The organism is Pseudomonas sp. TE3895 (assembly GCF_056278855.1).
This window is the reverse complement of sequence record NZ_JBWBQE010000001.1, coordinates 1,576,974-1,595,877: the sequence shown is the minus strand read 5'-3', so window position 1 is coordinate 1,595,877 and position 18,904 is coordinate 1,576,974. Positions and strand designations below refer to the sequence as shown.

At 60.1% G+C, this 18,904-nt stretch carries 16 protein-coding genes and 2 rRNA genes; 2 read left to right on the top strand and 16 right to left on the bottom strand.

From position 1 onward, the window contains the following. Positions 1–113: 113 nt before the first annotated feature. The 5 genes from thiO to ACZ889_RS07120 are packed head-to-tail and all read right to left on the bottom strand — an operon-like array spanning position 114 to position 2,941. Complete coding sequence (gene thiO / locus ACZ889_RS07140; protein ID WP_180688888.1) at positions 114–1,211, bottom strand: glycine oxidase ThiO; 1,098 nt, start codon at positions 1,209–1,211, stop codon at positions 114–116. A 54-nt stretch (positions 1,212–1,265) separates the two neighbouring features. Beyond that, positions 1,266–1,655 carry a type IV pilin protein gene (locus tag ACZ889_RS07135; RefSeq protein ID WP_010951877.1) on the bottom strand — a complete coding sequence of 130 codons (390 nt, stop codon included), beginning with the start codon at positions 1,653–1,655 and terminating at the stop codon, positions 1,266–1,268. Position 1,656: 1 nt separating this feature from the next. Further along, entirely contained in the window at positions 1,657–2,121 is a 465-nt protein-coding gene (locus tag ACZ889_RS07130; RefSeq protein WP_180688889.1) for a hypothetical protein, read from the bottom strand. After that, on the bottom strand, positions 2,118–2,762 hold the full coding sequence (locus tag ACZ889_RS07125; RefSeq protein ID WP_180688890.1) for a PilW family protein: 645 nt from the start codon (positions 2,760–2,762) through the stop codon (positions 2,118–2,120). Before ACZ889_RS07125 ends, ACZ889_RS07130 begins: the two co-directional genes overlap by 4 nt. Next, a complete protein-coding gene (locus tag ACZ889_RS07120; RefSeq protein WP_049588116.1) occupies positions 2,759–2,941 on the bottom strand; it encodes a prepilin-type N-terminal cleavage/methylation domain-containing protein in 183 nt (60 codons plus the stop codon). The genes ACZ889_RS07125 and ACZ889_RS07120 overlap by 4 nt, the downstream gene beginning before the upstream one ends. Before the next feature lie 109 nt (positions 2,942–3,050). Between ACZ889_RS07120 and ACZ889_RS07115 the strand changes: the two genes are divergently transcribed. Then, on the top strand, positions 3,051–3,533 hold the full coding sequence (locus ACZ889_RS07115) for a GspH/FimT family pseudopilin (RefSeq protein WP_180688892.1): 483 nt from the start codon (positions 3,051–3,053) through the stop codon (positions 3,531–3,533). Positions 3,534–3,609: 76 nt separating this feature from the next. Here the strand turns inward: ACZ889_RS07115 and ispH are convergent, their stop codons facing one another. The 6 genes from ispH to murJ form a co-directional block, all read right to left on the bottom strand. After that, positions 3,610–4,557, bottom strand: a complete 948-nt coding sequence (gene ispH / locus ACZ889_RS07110) for a 4-hydroxy-3-methylbut-2-enyl diphosphate reductase (protein WP_088513560.1) — start codon at positions 4,555–4,557, stop codon at positions 3,610–3,612. A 14-nt stretch (positions 4,558–4,571) separates the two neighbouring features. Next, positions 4,572–5,009: an FKBP-type peptidyl-prolyl cis-trans isomerase gene (gene fkpB, locus ACZ889_RS07105; protein WP_180688893.1), complete on the bottom strand. Its 438-nt coding sequence runs from the start codon at positions 5,007–5,009 to the stop codon at positions 4,572–4,574. After that, positions 5,002–5,517: a signal peptidase II gene (gene lspA / locus ACZ889_RS07100; protein WP_003247609.1), complete on the bottom strand. Its 516-nt coding sequence runs from the start codon at positions 5,515–5,517 to the stop codon at positions 5,002–5,004. Before lspA ends, fkpB begins: the two co-directional genes overlap by 8 nt. Beyond that, positions 5,510–8,341 (bottom strand): isoleucine--tRNA ligase, encoded by a 2,832-nt coding sequence (ileS, locus tag ACZ889_RS07095; protein WP_476257270.1) that lies wholly within the window; start codon positions 8,339–8,341, stop codon positions 5,510–5,512. Before ileS ends, lspA begins: the two co-directional genes overlap by 8 nt. Next, the gene (ribF, locus tag ACZ889_RS07090) at positions 8,338–9,288 is read right to left on the bottom strand and encodes a bifunctional riboflavin kinase/FAD synthetase (protein WP_476257269.1); all 951 of its coding nucleotides are present in this window, start codon (positions 9,286–9,288) and stop codon (positions 8,338–8,340) included. The genes ileS and ribF overlap by 4 nt, the downstream gene beginning before the upstream one ends. A 118-nt stretch (positions 9,289–9,406) precedes the next feature. Continuing rightward, positions 9,407–10,945, bottom strand: a complete 1,539-nt coding sequence (gene murJ, locus ACZ889_RS07085) for a murein biosynthesis integral membrane protein MurJ (protein ID WP_161774648.1) — start codon at positions 10,943–10,945, stop codon at positions 9,407–9,409. A 250-nt stretch (positions 10,946–11,195) separates the two neighbouring features. On the opposite strand from murJ, the gene rpsT reads away from it, so the two are divergent. Beyond that, positions 11,196–11,474 (top strand): 30S ribosomal protein S20, encoded by a 279-nt coding sequence (rpsT, locus tag ACZ889_RS07080; protein WP_003247625.1) that lies wholly within the window; start codon positions 11,196–11,198, stop codon positions 11,472–11,474. A 245-nt stretch (positions 11,475–11,719) separates the two neighbouring features. On the opposite strand, the gene ACZ889_RS07075 is transcribed toward rpsT, so the two are convergent. The 5 genes from ACZ889_RS07075 to ACZ889_RS07055 all read right to left on the bottom strand — a co-directional run bounded on the left by ACZ889_RS07075 (position 11,720) and on the right by ACZ889_RS07055 (position 18,670). Continuing rightward, on the bottom strand, positions 11,720–14,020 hold the full coding sequence (locus tag ACZ889_RS07075; RefSeq protein ID WP_029615415.1) for a PqiB family protein: 2,301 nt from the start codon (positions 14,018–14,020) through the stop codon (positions 11,720–11,722). Next, positions 14,013–14,636, bottom strand: coding sequence for a paraquat-inducible protein A (locus tag ACZ889_RS07070; protein ID WP_014589576.1), 624 nt, complete (start codon positions 14,634–14,636; stop codon positions 14,013–14,015). Before ACZ889_RS07070 ends, ACZ889_RS07075 begins: the two co-directional genes overlap by 8 nt. Continuing rightward, the gene (locus ACZ889_RS07065) at positions 14,623–15,282 is read right to left on the bottom strand and encodes a paraquat-inducible protein A (protein ID WP_020190949.1); all 660 of its coding nucleotides are present in this window, start codon (positions 15,280–15,282) and stop codon (positions 14,623–14,625) included. The genes ACZ889_RS07070 and ACZ889_RS07065 overlap by 14 nt, the downstream gene beginning before the upstream one ends. Positions 15,283–15,531: 249 nt before the next feature. Further along, positions 15,532–15,647: ribosomal RNA gene (gene rrf / locus ACZ889_RS07060) — 5S ribosomal RNA — on the bottom strand. 130 nt (positions 15,648–15,777) lie between these two features. Then, a 23S ribosomal RNA gene (locus ACZ889_RS07055) occupies positions 15,778–18,670 on the bottom strand. Positions 18,671–18,904 lie beyond the last annotated feature (234 nt).

Sequence of the window (18,904 nt, the reverse complement as noted above, 5' to 3'; positions counted from 1 at the left end):
GGTGAACCCGCTCCTACACGCACCAATTACTGGCTGAAATCTGTGTTGGCTTCTGCGGCCCTTTCGCGGGTGAACCCGCTCGTGTGGGAGCGGGTTTACCCGCGAAGAGGTCCTCAGCCCAAACGCCCTTCTGGCGCATACGGCGCCGGGTCGATAATCGGCTCGGCCCCTGTCAGCAAATCGGTAAACAGTTGGCACGAAGCCGGCGCCAGCACCAGCCCATTGCGATAATGCCCGCAGTTCAGCCACAACCCTTCATGCCCTGGCACAGGCCCAATGTAAGGGATGCCTTCTGGCGACCCCGGCCGCAGTCCCGCCCAGTGCGCCACCACTGTGGCGCCTTCAAGCTCAGGCAACAACTCCACCGCCGATGCCTTCAGGCTATCCAGCGCATCCCCGGTCGGGGTCTTGTCATACCCGGCGTGTTCTAGCGTGCTCCCTACCAGAATGTGCCCGTCACGTCGCGGGATTGCATAACGTCCCTTGGCCAGCACCATGCTCGGCAAGAAGTCTTCAGCACACTTGAACAGGATCATCTGGCCCTTCACCGGCTCCACCGGCAGTTCAAGGCCAAGGGTACGCAACAGGTCGCCACTCCAGGCGCCTGCGCTGAGCACAACCTCATCCGCCGCCAGTACGCCATCAGCCGTCTGTACACCGGTCACGCGCCCCTTTTCCTGCACGAAGCCGGTGATCTGGCAGTGTTCGCGCAAGGTCACGTTCGGCAGCGCCAGCAACGCCGCCTTCAGCGACTTGACCAAGCGCGGGTTGCGCACATTGGCCACGCCAGCCATGTAGATGGCGTGCTTGAAGCCCGGGCCCAGCACCGGCACCGCATCGTAGGCCGCCGAAATATCCACGGCACTCAGCGGCCGCTGCTCGCGCGCGGCCCAGGCCAACGCTTCGGCCTCGTCGTCCAGGTCGAGCCAGTACAGCCCGGTGGTGTGAACTTCGGGGTCGACGCCAGTGCTGGCGAACAGACGCTCGCCCAGCTGTGGATAAAAGTCCTGCGACCAATGCGCCAGAGCGGTCACTGCGGCGCTGTAGCGCCACGGGTACAACGGCGAGACAATGCCTCCGCCAGCCCAGGACGACTCTCGGCCAACCTCACCCTGATCGCACACCACCACCTGGCCGACCTTGGCTGCCAGGTTGAATGCCGTCAGCAGGCCGATCACCCCGCCGCCAACCACCACTACTTGCTTGCTCATCTGTCGATCCAACACCTGAAGTAAAACCGCGATGCACCGGGCATCATTGAACCTTCAACTTCCCCAACAGTGCGTGCTGTGCTCAACGGCGCCCGGATTGTGCTGCACGCCAGCCTGGTCGAGCTGGAAATCGCCACAGCCATCCTGCGCCATCAGCCCATGCGGTAGCCGCCGGGCGCGCAGCGTGAAGGTGTCACTGTCGCGCTGGGCCTGAAGGCTGTAGTAGCGGGTACCTTCGGGCAAGACCAGGTCGCCCTCGGCGTATTGGCCAGTGCGCACGCGGTGGCGCTCCAGGCGCAGGGCGGCATCATGCAGCAGGCCAACCACTTCGCTGCGCGCGGCTCGCCGAAGCTGGTCGCTGTAACTGGGGTAGGCAATGGCTGCCAGAATGCCGGTCACGGCCAGCACAATCAACAACTCGATCAGGCTCAAGCCTTGCTGCATGTCAGTCTCCTCGCAATCTTTGCCGCCAGGTGATGCGTTGGGTTTGATTGCCGGCCACGGCGTAGACCGCTTCCAGCACATGCCGTGAGCGGCTTTGCTTGCTGACGGCGGTAATCCGGAACAGGCTAACCGGCTGCCCTTCGGGCATGTGCGCGGCACGTGTGCTGACACCCAGGTTCTGCAGCTGGAAAAAGCCGGTCTGGGTACTTTGCCACTGCCCCACCAGATCGTGCGGCCTGGGCGGTGGCAGGCACGCGTTACAAGCGTCAGGGGGCGCCCGTTCAAGTTCGCGTACCCCGGCCAGCAAAGTGGCCTCAGCCTCTTCCAGCGCCATCAGGCCATCGCTCAGGTAGCCGGTCATCCGCGTTTCCACCAGCGCGGCGCGCAGGGCAGATGTGGCAAGCAGGCCCAGCAGGACGCTCAGGACCAAGGCCAGTAGAAGAACCACGCCACGCTGGTGAGTCATGAAGCGGGGACCGGGTTGCGGATTGCGACGCTCAACTCATGGCGCTGCTGAACCTTGAGCGTGGGTTCGTAAAGCGTCAGGCTGATATCCACCCGTTCTCCCCCCACCATCTGCACACGCTCCACACGCATCGCCTGCACATTATCAACCAACGGTTGAAATTTGCTGTTTCCGCGTTTGAACCTCAGCTTATCGTCCTGGAGCTGGTAGACATACCTGCTGACCGGGTACACCAGTGGGTCCCCAGCCTTGCGCGCTGCATCGACAGACACTTCGGTCAGGCAATTGGTGTGCAGAAACCAGTCAGGTCGGCCAGCTTGCCCAGGCAACTCCGCCACGATCAGGCTGAGGGTGGACGCTTCGATCACCAGGGGGCGAGCGAAGACCTGCTGTAATGCCGGGTCATCGAAATCGGAAGGTTTCAGGCGCAAACAGCCAAACATGCCGGCCATGCGAATATCCTGGGCCATGCGCAGCAACGCCTGCCGCGCCTCATCCTGCATGCGCAGCGCAGTACTTTGCAGGCGCCAGGCCTGGTGAGCCGATGCAAAGAGCTGACTGGCGGCCGCCAACAGCATCAACCCGATAGTCAGCGCCAACATCAGCTCAACCAAACCAAAACCACGTTGGCCGCGCCTCATCGACGCCCCCGTTCATGCTCGCTGTGCGCCGCCATTGCCGCCTGCCCATTGCGCCGCGCACTGTCCACAGCCTGCAAGGCCTGCAGTTGCAGCCCCGCTGCGGCGAACATACCCACGGCCACGACCACAACCGCCAACAACACTTCCAGAAGCGTCATGCCCCCTTGCCTTGCGTGCATCCCTGCACCTCCTGCGACTTTTCCCGTCATTGCTTTCAACTTGGGCGACTGGACCTCTTGTCCAACCGCCAGGAAGCTATAGCCAAGCACGTCCAGGGAGGAATGCACGGTGAAGCAACGCGGCGTAACACTGATACAAATGATGTCGGCCTTGGCCGTGGCGGTCTTGCTGACCCAACTGGGCATGCCGGCCTACGCCCGAATGAGCGATGACCTGCACCGGGCGGCGGCTGCCCGTGATCTGGCGCAGGCGCTGCGCAGTGCACGCAGCCATGCGCTTTTGCAGGGTCAGCCGGTGCTGGTGCTGGCGCTGGACGGTCATTGGGGGAATGGTTGGCGGGTAGTGCTGGAGCATAACCGGCAGGTGCTGCGCGAACAGCGCCTTTCAAAGCCGCTGAAAATAACCAGCAATCGCGGTGAGCAGTTCAAATTCAGTGCGCTGGGCGTGCCAATGACGTTGGGCAACAGCTGGTTGGGCGCAAAACTGGAAATGTGCGAACGCGCCGCTGCTCGCAGCCGATATCAGGTGGTGCTGGCATCAAGCGGCAGAGTCAGGTTGCTTACGGAGGACCTGAGCAATGACCGCTGCTAGCGCGGTCATGGCAGGAGCGGTCTTGTGTCGCGCAAGGGCTGCAAAGCAGCCCCTGCATTGGCGGCGGTGCTGCCCGTCAGATCAGCGAGCGAACCCGCAGCTCTTTGGGCATTGAAAAGGTGATGTTCTCTTCGCGCCCGTCCAGCTCTTCAGCGCCAGTGGCGCCCCAGGCCTTGAGCTGTTCGATCACGCCACGCACCAGCACTTCGGGCGCAGAAGCACCGGCGGTGATGCCGATCCGCGCGGCCTGGTCAAACCAGCCGCGTTGCAGGTCCTCGGCACCGTCGATCAGGTAGGCCGGGGTGCCCATGCGCTCAGCCAGCTCGCGCAAACGGTTGGAGTTGGAACTGTTCGGGCTGCCGACCACCAGCACCACGTCGCTTTCGCCAGCCAGTTGCTTGACGGCATCCTGGCGGTTCTGGGTGGCGTAGCAGATGTCGTCCTTGCGCGGGCCGCCGATGTTCGGGAAGCGCGCACGCAGCGCATCGATGACGCGGCTGGTGTCGTCCATCGACAGTGTTGTCTGGGTGACGAAAGCCAGGTGGTTGGGGTCGCGCACCTGCAGGTTGGCAACATCTTCCTCGTCTTCGACAAGGTAGATGGCGCCGCCGTTGCTGGCATCGTACTGGCCCATGGTGCCTTCGACTTCCGGGTGCCCTTCGTGGCCGATGAGAATGCACTCACGGCCATCGCGGCTGTACTTGGCCACTTCGATGTGAACCTTGGTCACCAGCGGGCAGGTGGCATCGAACACTTTCAGCCCACGGCCAGCAGCTTCCTGGCGCACAGCCTGGGAAACACCGTGGGCACTGAAGATGACGATGACATCGTCCGGCACCTGGTCCAGCTCTTCGACAAAGATGGCGCCGCGGTTACGCAAGTCTTCCACCACGAACTTGTTGTGCACCACTTCGTGACGCACATAGATCGGCGGGCCGAAGACTTCCAGCGCGCGGTTGACGATCTCGATCGCCCGGTCGACCCCGGCGCAGAAGCCGCGCGGGTTGGCGAGTTTGATTTGCATGCTCGGCTCCAGGCTTACAGGGCCTTCACCTCGAGGATCTCCACCTCGAAGGTCAGGGTCTTGCCAGCCAGTGGGTGATTGAAGTCGATGGTGACCTGGTCGTCATCGAACGCTTTGACCACACCCGGCAGCTCGGTGTTGGCGGCGTCGTTGAAGATGATCAGCAACCCTTCGGACAACTCCATGCCTTCGAAGTTGGACCTCGGCATGACCTGCACGTTCTGCGGGTTAGGCTGGCCGAAGGCGTTCTCCGGGGCCACTGCCACGGTGCGCTTGTCACCGGCCTTGAAGCCGAACAGGGCGCTTTCAAAGCCCGGCAGCAGGTTGCCATCACCCACTTTGAAAGTAGCCGGGGCCTTATCGAACGTGCTGTCGACGGTGTCGCCGTTTTCCAGGTGCAGCGCGAAGTGCAGGGTGACTTCGGTGTTCTGGCCGATACGGGTGTCAGTCATGGACCGGATCCTCGGACTTCTTGCTCTTGAACATATCCAGCGCCAGCATCACCGCACCAACGGTGATGGCGCTGTCGGCCACGTTGAAGGCCGGGAAGTAATGGCGGTTCTGCCAGTGCACCAGGATGAAGTCGACCACATGGCCCAGCACGATGCGGTCGTACAGGTTGCCAATCGCCCCACCCAGCACCAGCGCCAGCGCCACGGCCAGCCAGGTCTCGTTGCGCCCCAGGCGCTTGAGCCAGACGACCAGTACCGCGCTGACCACCACGGCGATCAGGGCGAACAACCAGCGCTGCCAACCCGCTCCGTCAGCCAGGAAGCTGAACGCGGCACCGGTGTTGTAGGCCAGGGTCCAGCTGAAGTAGTCAGGAATGACCACGATCTGCTGGTACATGGTCAGGGCGTTGTTGAAGTACAGCTTGGTGGCCTGGTCGATGACCAGGACCAGCAAGCTCAGCCAAAGCCATGCAAGGCGCCCGAAGCGCCCCGCTGCAGGGTTAGGCATAGTGGCGTACCTCACCCGAGCCGGTCAGGTTGTCGACGCAACGGCCGCAGATTTCCGGGTGCTCCGGATGGCTGCCGACGTCGGCGCGGAAGTGCCAGCAACGGCCGCACTTGGTGTGGCCGGACTTGACCACTTGCAGCTTGAGGCCTTCGACTTCGGTGGCTACCGCTTCGGCCGGCGCCTGTGCGAACGGCACCACGCTGGCGGCCGAGGTGATCAGCACGAAGCGCAGCTCGTCGCCCAGCTTGCCCAGGTCGGCACTCAGGCCTTCGTCGGCGTACAGGGTCACTTCAGCCTGCAGGTTGCCGCCAATGACCTTGGCGGTACGCTGGTTCTCCAGCTCTTTGTTCACCGATGCCTTCACCGCCATCACGCGGTCCCAGTAAGCGCGGCCAAGCTCGGTGCCTTCCGGCAGCTCGCTCAGGCCTTCGTACCAGCCGTTGAGCATGACCGACTCGTTGCGCTCGCCCGGCAGGTACTGCCAGATTTCGTCGGCGGTGAATGCCAGGATCGGCGCGATCCAGCGCACCAGCGCCTCGCTGATGTGGTACAGCGCAGTCTGGCAGGAACGGCGGGCGACACTGTTGGCGCCGGTGGTGTACTGGCGGTCCTTGATGATGTCGAGGTAGAAGCCGCCCAGTTCCTGTACGCAGAAGTTGTGCACTTTGGAGTAGACGTTCCAGAAACGGTACTCGCTGTAGTGCTCTTCCAGCTCGCGTTGCAGCAGCAGGGTACGGTCCACGGCCCAGCGGTCCAGCGCCAGCATGTCTTCCGAGGCCAGCAGGTCGCGGGCCGGGTCGAAGCCGGACAGGTTGGACAGCAGGAAGCGGGCGGTATTGCGGATACGCCGGTAGGCGTCGGCACTGCGCTGCAGGATCTGCTCGGAAACGGCCATTTCACCGGAATAGTCGGTGGCCGAAACCCACAGGCGCAGGATATCGGCACCCAGGGTGTTGTTGACCTTCTCCGGCTCGATGGTGTTACCCAGCGACTTGGACATCTTGCGGCCGTTCTCGTCCACGGTGAAGCCGTGGGTCAGCAGCTCGCGGTACGGCGCGTGGTTGTCGATGGCGCAACCGGTCAGCAAGGACGAGTGGAACCAGCCGCGGTGCTGGTCGGAACCTTCCAGGTACAGGTCAGCGCGCGGGCCGGTGGCGTGGCCGATGTCGTGCGAGCCACGCAATACGTGCCAGTGGGTGGTACCGGAGTCGAACCACACGTCGAGGGTGTCGGCGATCTTGTCGTACTGGTCGGCTTCAGCGCCCAGCAGTTCAGCGGCGTCCAGCTTGAACCAGGCCTCGATGCCTTGCTGCTCGACACGCTTGGCCACTTCTTCCATCAGTTCGACAGTGCGCGGATGCAGCTCGCCGGTCTGCTTGTGCAGGAAGAACGGGATCGGTACGCCCCAGTTGCGTTGACGCGAGATGCACCAGTCCGGGCGGTTGGCGATCATCGAATGCAGGCGCGCCTGGCCCCAGGCCGGGACGAACTTGGTGTCTTCGATGGCTTTCAGCGCACGCTCACGCAGCGGCTCGCCGGTGCTCGGCTGCTTGTCCATGCCCACGAACCATTGCGCGGTGGCGCGGTAGATCAGCGGGGTTTTGTGGCGCCAGCAGTGCATATAGCTGTGGCTGATGGTTTCGGTGTGCATCAGCGCACCGACTTCGCTCAGCTTCTCGACGATGGCCGGGTTGGCCTTCCAGATGAACTGGCCGCCGAAGAATGGCAGCGACTCGACATACACGCCGTTGCTCTGCACCGGGGTAAGGATGTCGTCGTTGACCATGCCGTAGCGCTTGCACGTGACGAAGTCGTCTTCACCGTAGGCTGGCGCGGAGTGCACCACGCCGGTACCGGCGCCCAGCTCGACGTAGTCAGCCAGGTACACCGGCGACAGGCGGTCGTAGAACGGGTGACGGAAGTTGACCAGTTCCAGCGCCGAACCTTGGGCGGTGGCAACGACCGAACCTTCCAGGTTGTAGCGCTTCAGGCACGACTCGACCAGCTCTTCAGCCAGCACCAGCAGGCGCTCGCCGGTGTCGACCAGGGCGTACTTGAATTCCGGGTGGATATTCAGGGCCTGGTTGGCCGGGATGGTCCACGGGGTGGTGGTCCAGATCACGATGGCGGCCGGCTTGGTCAGCGAGGCCAGGCCGAAGGCGGCGGCCAGCTTGGCCTCATCGGCAACCGGGAAGGCCACGTCGATGGTCTGCGACTTCTTGTCGGCGTACTCGACTTCTGCTTCAGCCAGCGCCGAACCGCAATCAAAGCACCAGTTCACCGGCTTCAGGCCCTTGAACACGAAGCCTTGCTTGACCATCTCGGCCAAAGCGCGGATTTCACCGGCCTCGTTGGCGAAGTTCATGGTCTTGTATGGGTTGTCCCAGTCACCCAGCACGCCCAGGCGGATGAACTCGGTCTTCTGCCCTTCGATCTGCTCGGCAGCGTACTCGCGGCACAGCTCGCGGGTACGGTCGGCGGAAAGGTGCTTGCCGTGGGTAACCTCGACCTTGTGTTCGATCGGCAGGCCGTGGCAGTCCCAACCTGGCACGTACGGCGCATCGAAGCCGGCCAGGGTCTTGGAACGGACGATCATGTCCTTGAGGATCTTGTTCAGCGCATGACCGATGTGAATCTTGCCGTTGGCATAGGGCGGGCCGTCGTGCAGGACGAACTTGGGACGATCCTTGCCAATTTCGCGCAGCTTCTGGTACAGGCCAATGCTGTCCCAGCGCTGCAGGATCTGCGGTTCGCGCTGAGGCAGGCCGGCCTTCATGGGGAAGGCGGTGTCCGGAAGGTTAAGCGTGGCTTTGTAGTCGGTCATTTCAGGCTCTTCGTTAGCGGTTGAGCGTGCCAATGTGCACGTGCGGCGGCGATATCCGCATCGATCGCCGACTTCAGCGCCTCCAGGGAGGCGAATCGCTGCTCTTCACGCAGCTTGTGGTGGAACTCCACCGTCAGGCGCCGGCCGTAAAGATCGCCGGCAAAGTCCAGAAGATGAATCTCCAGGTGCGGGCGCCCATCACCGGCAACGGTGGGGCGCACGCCGATATTGCCGACACCCGGCCAAGCTTTGCCGTCGATCACGATGCTGGCCAGGTATACCCCGGACAGCGGCACGCGGCGGCGCTTGAGCTGGATGTTGGCGGTTGGTGTGCCGAGCTGGCGGGCCAGCTTCTGGCCGTGCAGCACGCGGCCTGTAATGCGGTACGGGCGGCCCAGCAAGTGTTCGGCCAGCTCGAAGTTGCCCTCAGACAAGGCCTTGCGCACTTCGGTGCTGCTGACCCGCAGGCCGTCCTGGATGACCGTGTTGGCGGCCTCGACGGTAAAGCCGTACGCCTTGCCGGCCTCGACCAGGAAAGCGAAGTCGCCAGCACGGTCGCAGCCGAAGCGGAAGTCATCGCCCACTTCGAGATGACGCACGCCCAGGCCGTCGACCAGGATGGCCTTGACGAAGGCATCGGCACTGAGCTTGCTCAGACGATGGTTGAACGCCAGGCACAGCACCCGGTCGATGCCTTCGGTCGCCAGCAGCTCGATCTTGTCGCGCAGCCGGGCCAGACGTGCCGGCGCGGTATCGGGTGCGAAGTACTCGCGTGGTTGCGGTTCGAAGATCACCACGCAGGTCGGCAGGCCCAAGGCCTGACCGCGCTCGCGCAGGCGCGCCAGGATTGCCTGGTGGCCACGGTGAACCCCGTCGAAGTTGCCAATGGTGGCGACACAGCCCCGGTGCTCGGGGCGCAGGTTGTGAAGACCTCGAACCAGCTGCATAACGCGCTTCTTGCTCATAAAGTGGCCGATTATAACCACACCCGGGCGCTGGTGACAGGCAGCAGCGCCCAAGGGCGGCGTGGAATGCGAAAAACCGACGCCTGACCCGCCAAAAGCCTCAGTGCAAGGCCTTGCGAGCGAAATGCCGGGGCCGGAAGCCACACAGGTACAGGCAGCCAAAATACGTCACGACGCCCGCCAGGATCAGCGCCCCAAGCCGCAGGAAGCGCTCGAGCATGATGCCCTGCTCCCAGGCCGGCATATAGTGCATGCCCGCCAGCAGTACCGCCGACATCAGCGTCACCGCCAACACAAGCTTGAGCAGGAACACTGCCCAGCCAGGCTGAGGCTCGAACAGCTGCTGACTGCGCAGCTTCCAGAACAGCAAACCGGCATTCAGGCAGGCACCGAGGCTGATCGCCAATGCCAGGCCGGCATGTGCAAGCGGGCCGACCAGGGCAAGGTTGAACAGCTGGGTACAGACCAGGGTGAAGACTGCGATCTTCACCGGCGTGCGGATATTCTGCTGCGCATAGAAGCCAGGTGCCAGTACCTTGATCAGAATGATCGCCAGCAAGCCTACGGAATAGGCGATCAACGCTCGCTGGGTCATCGCTGCATCAAACGCGCTGAACTTGCCATATTGAAACAGCGCAACGGTCAGCGGCTCGGCAAGAATGGCCAACGCCAGGGTGCAGGGCAGCACCAGCAGGAAGCACAGGCGCAGGCCCCAGTCGAGAATCCGTGAGTACTCCTCGCGGTCCTTGTTGGCATAGGTCTTGGCCAGGGTCGGCAGCAGGATGGTGCCCAGGGCAACGCCCAGCACACCGGAAGGCAGCTCCATGAGGCGGTCGGCGTAATACATCCACGACACCGAGCCGGCCACCAGGAAGGAGGCGAAGATGGTGTTGATGATCAGCGAGATCTGGCTCACCGACACCCCCAGGATCGCCGGCAGCATCTGCTTCAGTACCCGCCACACACCCGCGTCCTTGAGGTTCAGGCGCGGCAGCACGAGCATGCCGATCTTCTTCAGCGCTGGCAGCTGGTACAGCAACTGCGCCAGGCCACCCGCCAGCACGCCCCAGGCCAACGCCATGATTGGCGGGTTGAAGTACGGCGTCAGCAACACGGCGAAGGCGATCATCGCCACGTTCAGCAAGGTAGGCGTGAAGGCCGGCACCGAAAAGCGGTTCCAGGTATTGAGGATCGCTCCGGCCAGGGAAGACAGCGAGATCAGGAATATATAAGGAAACGTCACCCGCAACAGGTCGGTGGTCAGCTCGTATTTTTCGGTGCTGTCGACAAAACCCGGGGCCGTCGCCCACACCACCCACGGTGCAGCGAGGATGCCGATGGCGGTCACCAGGGCCAGCACCAGGGTCAGAAGGCCGCTGACATAGGCAATGAAGGTGCGCGTCGCCTCCTCGCCCTGCTGGGTCTTGTACTCGGCCAGAATCGGCACGAAGGCCTGGGAGAATGCACCTTCGGCGAAGATGCGCCGCAACAGGTTGGGCAGTTTGAACGCGATGAAGAAGGCATCGGTAGCGACACCAGCACCAAAGATGCGGGCCAGGATGGTGTCGCGAACAAAGCCCAGCACCCGCGAAATCATGGTGATCGAGCTTACTGCAGCCAGGGATTTGAGCAGGTTCATCGAAAAGATTCACGCCAATGACAGAGGACGCTGCCAGACAGCGTCCGAATGTGCGATACTCCCGCGCCTTCGCAGGGGAGCCAAAAATTCCCGAGTGTACAGGTCGCGCAGCAGAAAGGAATCTTTCCCGCTTGTTGGCGCACCGCTCGGCGGAACCTTGCAGGTGGCCTTGACATCCGCTCGACTGATCGGCATGATTCGCGGCCTATTTTGTTTGCTATTTACCTAAAGTCTTTCGAGGAGCTCGACGGTGGCCAACACACCTTCCGCCAAGAAACGTGCAAAACAGGCTGAGAAGCGTCGCAGCCACAACGCCAGCCTGCGTTCCATGGTCCGCACCTACATCAAGAATGTAGTTAAAGCCATCGACGCAAAAGACGCCGAAAAAGCGCAAGCCGCTTACGTTCTGGCTGTACCTGTAATCGACCGTATGGCCGACAAGGGTATCATCCACAAGAACAAGGCTGCTCGTCACAAAGGCCGTCTGAATGGCCACATCAAGGCGCTGAAAGAAGCTGCAGCTGCCTAAGCGACGCGCTAGTCGAAAAACCGACCCTAGGGTCGGTTTTTTGTTGCCTGCGATTTATGCTTGCGGGCACAGCCCCATGTGGGACTCGATCTGTGGGAGTGGCCTTGTGTCGCGAAAGGGCTGTGGAGCAGCCCCGGCAATCTCAGCTTCTGCGCTGAGACCGAGGGGCCGCTACGCGCCCCTTTCGCGACGCAAGGCCGCTCCCACAAAAAAGCGGGGCCGCGCTTGGCGGCCCTACTTTTACATCACTTGGCGATCTGAATCTTCGGTGCCCACTGCAGCCATTCATCCTCGGCCTTTTCGAACAAGGCAAAGGTCTGCTGCGGCCGTGCCGGGTTACCCATCTGCTCGCCATCTGGCGTTGCGAAGGCGATACCACCATCGATCAGGGTTTCCACCGACTCGGTACGCACTGTAGCGCCCTTGAACAGACCCCAGTCGAAACCGAAACCACTGCTGTTCCAGAAGCGGCTACCGCTGCGCACCAAGGCGGCATAGCGCGGCTCGATGAGGATATGAATCAGCACGCGGTCAGCGCTCTGGCCCAGCTCGAAGCCTGTCACCTTGCCCACCGTAACCTCACGATAGGTAACCGGCACACCCGGCTTGATCGAGCCGCGGCGTGGCGCACTGAGCGTCAATGGCAGGCCGACCTCTGGCCCTGCTACCTCCGGTGCTTCGGCCAGGGCGATGAAATCGCGCTGTGGCCCACGGTTCTTGGCTGCTGGCTGCACTTCCAGGTACTGCCCACCTATCAAGGTGTCCAGGTTTTCAGTGCGCACCAGGCCCAGGGCCGGCTTGACCACCCAGAACTGCGTACCAGCACGGGCAATGCGATCCGCCGATTCGGTAATGCGCGCCCGTAGCAGCACCGCCTGCAGGTCATCGGTGAGGTCGACGCTCTCGATGCTGCCCACATCCAGGCCGCGGAAGCGGATGGCCGTGCCCGGTTTCAGGCCATCGGCACGCTCCACACGGATGGTGATCAACGTACCCGCACGGTTCACCGCTTCCTGGCTGTCATGCAGGCGGAAGCGTGGAATGTGCCGTTTCAGCGGTACATCGGGCCGTGGCGTATCGAACGCAATACCGCCGGCCATCAGTGTTTGCAGCGACTCACTCTTGATCTTGATGCCCGACAGGCCGCCGGTCAGGGTGATCCCACTGACGTTCCAGAAGCGCGACGAACCATTGACCAGCTTCTCGTACTCCTTCTCGATATGCACACCGATCAGGATGCGGTTGCTGTTACGGGCGAACTGATAGCTCTGCACGCTACCCACCTTCACCTGGCGGTACGTCACCGGGCTGCCGATTTCCAGCGAACCCAAAGTGTCGGCGAACAACACCATGTGCAGGCCCGGCGCTTTGAGGTCGAGCGGCGGCGCCTTGGCACGCGCCTCGAACTCACGCTCTGGCCGTGCGCCCTTTTCACCAGGACGAATGGCGATGTAGTTACCTTTGACCAGCGCTTCCAGGCCAGTGATTCCCGCCAAGGAAATCGACGGTTTGACCACCCAGAACTGTGTCCCGTCTACCAGGTAGTCCTCAGTCAGCGGGTCGAGTGTCAGCTCGGCGGAAGCGCTGGCCAGGTTGTCTTCCATCTTCAGGGCTTTCAGCGAGCCCACCTGGATGCCCTTGTACATGACCGGCGTGCGACCCGCCTGCAGGCCTTCATAATCGCTCAGCTTCACTTTTACCCGGATACCCGCCTGGGCGGCATCGAAGTCCTCGTACAGGCGGAACGGCAGGCTCGGATCGGTGGGCGGGCTGTCCTTGCGGTACTCCGGCGTGGCGAAGGCGATACCACCCGCCACAATGCTCGACAACGACTCACTGCGCACCTTCACACCCGAAAGCGAAGCATCGATGCTGACACCGCTGGCGTTCCAGAAACGCGTGTGCTTGCGCACCAGGCTGGCGTAGGCCGGCTCGATGAATACTTTCACCTCTACGGTGCTCTGGTCCTCGGACAGGCGGTAGCTTTTCACCCGGCCAACCTGAATCTGCTTGTAGAACACCGGGCTGTCACGGTTGAGCGAGCCCAGCCTGTCGGCCTTGAGAGTCAGGTGCAGGCCTGGCTCAGAATCCGAGAGCGGTGGCGCCACCTTCAATGCCACAAAGCGTTTGGTACGCTCCCCCTCTCCCGGGCTAACGGCGATGTAGTTACCCGACACCAGTGTTTCAAGGCCAGATATACCGGCCAGGCTGACACTCGGCTTCACCAGCCAGAAACGCGTGCCTTTGGTTAGATGGGGCTCGGCAGCCTTGTTCATCTCGATGGTAGCGATCACCCCCTGCGTGTCGCCCTTGGCGTCGAGCACCAGGCTTTTCACCTTGCCAACCGGCATGCCTTTGTAGATGACCTCGGTCTTGTTGGCGACGATACCCTCTCCCGACTCGAAGCGGACTTCAATTTCCACGCCAGCGTCGCGGTAGGCCTGCCACGCGAGCCAGCCACCGATCATCAGCGCTATCAAAGGCAGGATCCAGATGGCCGACCAGTTCGAGGCTGGGCGGGTTTTAGCCGTTGGCAGGTCACTCATGGTCGTCATCCGACTCCGTGTTATCCCAAATCAGTCGGGGATCGAAAGTTAAAGCGGCAAGCATTGTCAGGATCACCACAGTTGCGAAGGCGACAGCGCCCAGGTTGGCTTCGACACTGGCTATTCGGCCAAAATTCACCACTGCCACCAGGATGGCAATGACGAAGATATCCAGCATGGACCAGCGCCCAATGAATTCGATGAAGCGGTACATCAATATCCGCTGCCGGGCCGAAAGCGGCTGCCGCCGCTGAACGGAGTACAACAGCAAGCCGATGCCCACCAGCTTGAACGTGGGGACCAGGATACTGGCAATGAACACCACAGCCGCAATGGGCACCATGCCGTGCTTGAGCAGGGTGATGACACCGGACATGATGGTGTCCGGGCTGCCCTGACCGAGGGTACTCACGGTCATGATCGGCAGTATGTTGGCCGGGATGTAGAGGATCGACGCCGCAATCAGCAACGCCCAGGTGCGCACGATACTGTTCGGCCGGCGTGCATGCACGATAGCGCCGCAACGTGTGCAGGTTTGCGAAGTGCTGTCTGGCTCTTGCCTGTTCAGCTCGTGACACTCATTGCAGACAACAATGCCTGCGTCAATCGCCCGCATGCAGGTCCTCCCCCGATAGCGCACTCCAGATCTGGTGGGGTGACATCACCACCTCGAGCCACACCTGGATCAACAACAGACTGATGAAACAGAACAGCCCAAGGCCCACGGTCAGTTCGGCCAGGTCCACCAGTTTGACGATGGCCACCAGTACCCCCATGAAATAGACCTCGAGCATGCCCCAGTCACGCAGGTGGTGATAGATGCGGTAGAAGACCAGGCCGTAGTCACGCCCGAAGTTCAAGCGGATGCTCAACAGCACGGCCAGCTGACAGAGCAGCTTCGCCAGCGGAATGACCATGCTACAGAGCAACACCACTACGGCAACACCGCGCATCCCCGAGTTGTACAGGCCTAGCACGCCACTCCAGACCGTATCGTCCGAAGTCTGGCCAAGCAGGTGCAACTGCATGATCGGCAGGAAATTGGCCGGCACGAACAGCAAAAGGGCCGTCAGCACCAAGGCCAGGCTGCGATTGACCACATTGTGCCGGTGGGCATAGAGCTCGTAGCCGCAGCGCGGGCATTGGGCTTTCTCATCATGCTGCAGCACGGGCTTGCGCAGCAGCAGGTCGCATTCATGGCAGGCGACAAGCTCGTCCAACGGCAGCTGGGCCAGGGTTTCAGGTTCGACAGAATTGGACATATGGCGCTTCTGAATAGGTGCGTGGTGGCTATTCTAGTGTTCTGGCTCGAATTGTGGGAGGCGACATTGGCCAGGAGGGTGTGCGCCCCTGCCTGGCGTTGCCCCCTTCCTGTAGGAGCGGGTTTACCCGCGAACACCGGCAACGCCGGTGCCATCTCCGCTCCACAGGGATTCAAACAAGCTCAGTTTTTTTGCCCACAAAGACAAAACCCCTACCTGCATGTGCAGATAGGGGTTTTGCGAAATGAATCTTGACGATGACCTACTCTCACATGGGGAAACCCCACACTACCATCGGCGATGCATCGTTTCACTACTGAGTTCGGGATGGGATCAGGTGGTTCCAATGCTCTATGGTCGTCAAGAAATTCTGTTGCCAGAATGTCCAAATGGACAGCCCAGCGAATTCGGATATGCGATATTTGTGGTCTTACGAATTTTCGGGTCTTTCGTCTTCACCACCACAATCTGCGTAGCAGATTGCTTGGGTGTTATATGGTCAAGCCTCACGGGCAATTAGTATTGGTTAGCTCAACGCCTCACAGCGCTTACACACCCAACCTATCAACGTCGTAGTCTTCGACGGCCCTTTAGGGGATTCAAGATCCCAGTGAGATCTCATCTTGAGGCAAGTTTCCCGCTTAGATGCTTTCAGCGGTTATCTCTTCCGAACATAGCTACCCGGCAATGCCACTGGCGTGACAACCGGAACACCAGAGGTTCGTCCACTCCGGTCCTCTCGTACTAGGAGCAGCCCCTCTCAAATCTCAAACGTCCACGGCAGATAGGGACCGAACTGTCTCACGACGTTCTAAACCCAGCTCGCGTACCACTTTAAATGGCGAACAGCCATACCCTTGGGACCGGCTTCAGCCCCAGGATGTGATGAGCCGACATCGAGGTGCCAAACACCGCCGTCGATATGAACTCTTGGGCGGTATCAGCCTGTTATCCCCGGAGTACCTTTTATCCGTTGAGCGATGGCCCTTCCATACAGAACCACCGGATCACTAAGACCTACTTTCGTACCTGCTCGACGTGTTTGTCTCGCAGTCAAGCGCGCTTTTGCCTTTATACTCTACGACCGATTTCCGACCGGTCTGAGCGCACCTTCGTACTCCTCCGTTACTCTTTGGGAGGAGACCGCCCCAGTCAAACTACCCACCATACACTGTCCTCGATCCGGATAACGGACCTGAGTTAGAACCTCAAAGTTGCCAGGGTGGTATTTCAAGGATGGCTCCATGAGAACTGGCGTCCCCACTTCAAAGCCTCCCACCTATCCTACACAAGCAAATTCAAAGTCCAGTGCAAAGCTATAGTAAAGGTTCACGGGGTCTTTCCGTCTAGCCGCGGATACACTGCATCTTCACAGCGATTTCAATTTCACTGAGTCTCGGGTGGAGACAGCGCCGCCATCGTTACGCCATTCGTGCAGGTCGGAACTTACCCGACAAGGAATTTCGCTACCTTAGGACCGTTATAGTTACGGCCGCCGTTTACCGGGGCTTCGATCAAGAGCTTCGCTTGCGCTAACCCCATCAATTAACCTTCCGGCACCGGGCAGGCGTCACACCCTATACGTCCACTTTCGTGTTTGCAGAGTGCTGTGTTTTTAATAAACAGTCGCAGCGGCCTGGTATCTTCGACCGGCATGGGCTTACGGAGCAAGTCCTTCACCCTCGCCGGCGCACCTTCTCCCGAAGTTACGGTGCCATTTTGCCTAGTTCCTTCACCCGAGTTCTCTCAAGCGCCTTGGTATTCTCTACCTAACCACCTGTGTCGGTTTGGGGTACGGTTCCCAGTTATCTGAAGCTTAGGAGCTTTTCTTGGAAGCATGGTATCAACCACTTCGTCGCCTAAAGGCAACTCGTCATCAGCTCTCGGCCTTGAAATCCCGGATTTGCCTAAGATTTCAGCCTACCACCTTAAACCTGGACAACCAACGCCAGGCTGGCCTAACCTTCTCCGTCCCTCCATCGCAATAACTGGAAGTACAGGAATATTAACCTGTTTTCCATCGACTACGCTTTTCAGCCTCGCCTTAGGGACCGACTAACCCTGCGTCGATTAACGTTGCGCAGGAAACCTTGGTCTTTCGGCGTGCGAGTTTTTCACTCGCATTGTCGTTACTCATGTCAGCATTCGCACTTCTGATACCTCCAGCAAGCTTCTCAACTCACCTTCACAGGCTTACAGAACGCTCCTCTACCGCATCATCATAAGATGATACCCGTAGCTTCGGTGCATGGTTTGAGCCCCGTTACATCTTCCGCGCAGGCCGACTCGACTAGTGAGCTATTACGCTTTCTTTAAAGGGTGGCTGCTTCTAAGCCAACCTCCTAGCTGTCTAAGCCTTCCCACATCGTTTCCCACTTAACCATGACTTTGGGACCTTAGCTGACGGTCTGGGTTGTTTCCCTTTTCACGACGGACGTTAGCACCCGCCGTGTGTCTCCCATGCTCGGCACTTGTAGGTATTCGGAGTTTGCATCGGTTTGGTAAGTCGGGATGACCCCCTAGCCGAAACAGTGCTCTACCCCCTACAGTGATACATGAGGCGCTACCTAAATAGCTTTCGAGGAGAACCAGCTATCTCCGAGCTTGATTAGCCTTTCACTCCGATCCACAGGTCATCCGCTAACTTTTCAACGGTAGTCGGTTCGGTCCTCCAGTCAGTGTTACCTAACCTTCAACCTGCCCATGGATAGATCGCCCGGTTTCGGGTCTATACCCAGCGACTAAACGCCCTATTAAGACTCGCTTTCGCTACGCCTCCCCTATTCGGTTAAGCTCGCCACTGAATATAAGTCGCTGACCCATTATACAAAAGGTACGCAGTCACCTAACAAAGTAGGCTCCCACTGCTTGTACGCATACGGTTTCAGGTTCTATTTCACTCCCCTCTCCGGGGTTCTTTTCGCCTTTCCCTCACGGTACTGGTTCACTATCGGTCAGTCAGTAGTATTTAGCCTTGGAGGATGGTCCCCCCATATTCAGACAAAGTTTCTCGTGCTCCGTCCTACTCGATTTCATTGACAAGAGATTTTCGTGTACGGGGCTATCACCCACTATGGCCGCACTTTCCAGAGCGTTCCACTAATCTCAAATCAACTTAAGGGCTGGTCCCCGTTCGCTCGCCACTACTAAGGGAATCTCGGTTGATTTCTTTTCCTCAGGGTACTTAGATGTTTCAGTTCCCCTGGTTCGCCTCTTGCACCTATGTATTCAGTACAAGATAACCAGCTTATGCTGGCTGGGTTCCCCCATTCAGAGATCTCTGGATCACAGTCTGTTTGCCGACTCCCCAAAGCTTATCGCAGGCTACCACGTCTTTCATCGCCTCTGACTGCCAAGGCATCCACCGTATGCGCTTCTTCACTTGACCATATAACCCCAAGCAATCTGGTTATACTGTGAAGACGACATTCGCCGAAAATTCGTACGTTGCTCTTTCGAGCAGAACTCACAAATTTTACCTTAGCCTGATCCACCAGCAGTGAAACTGGTGTTCAGTCTATATCTATCACATATCCGAATTTTTAAAGAACGATCTGACAAAAGCCAGAAATCAACATTCGATGCGAATGCTCATTTCCAGGTTCTGACCAGGAAAAACCGT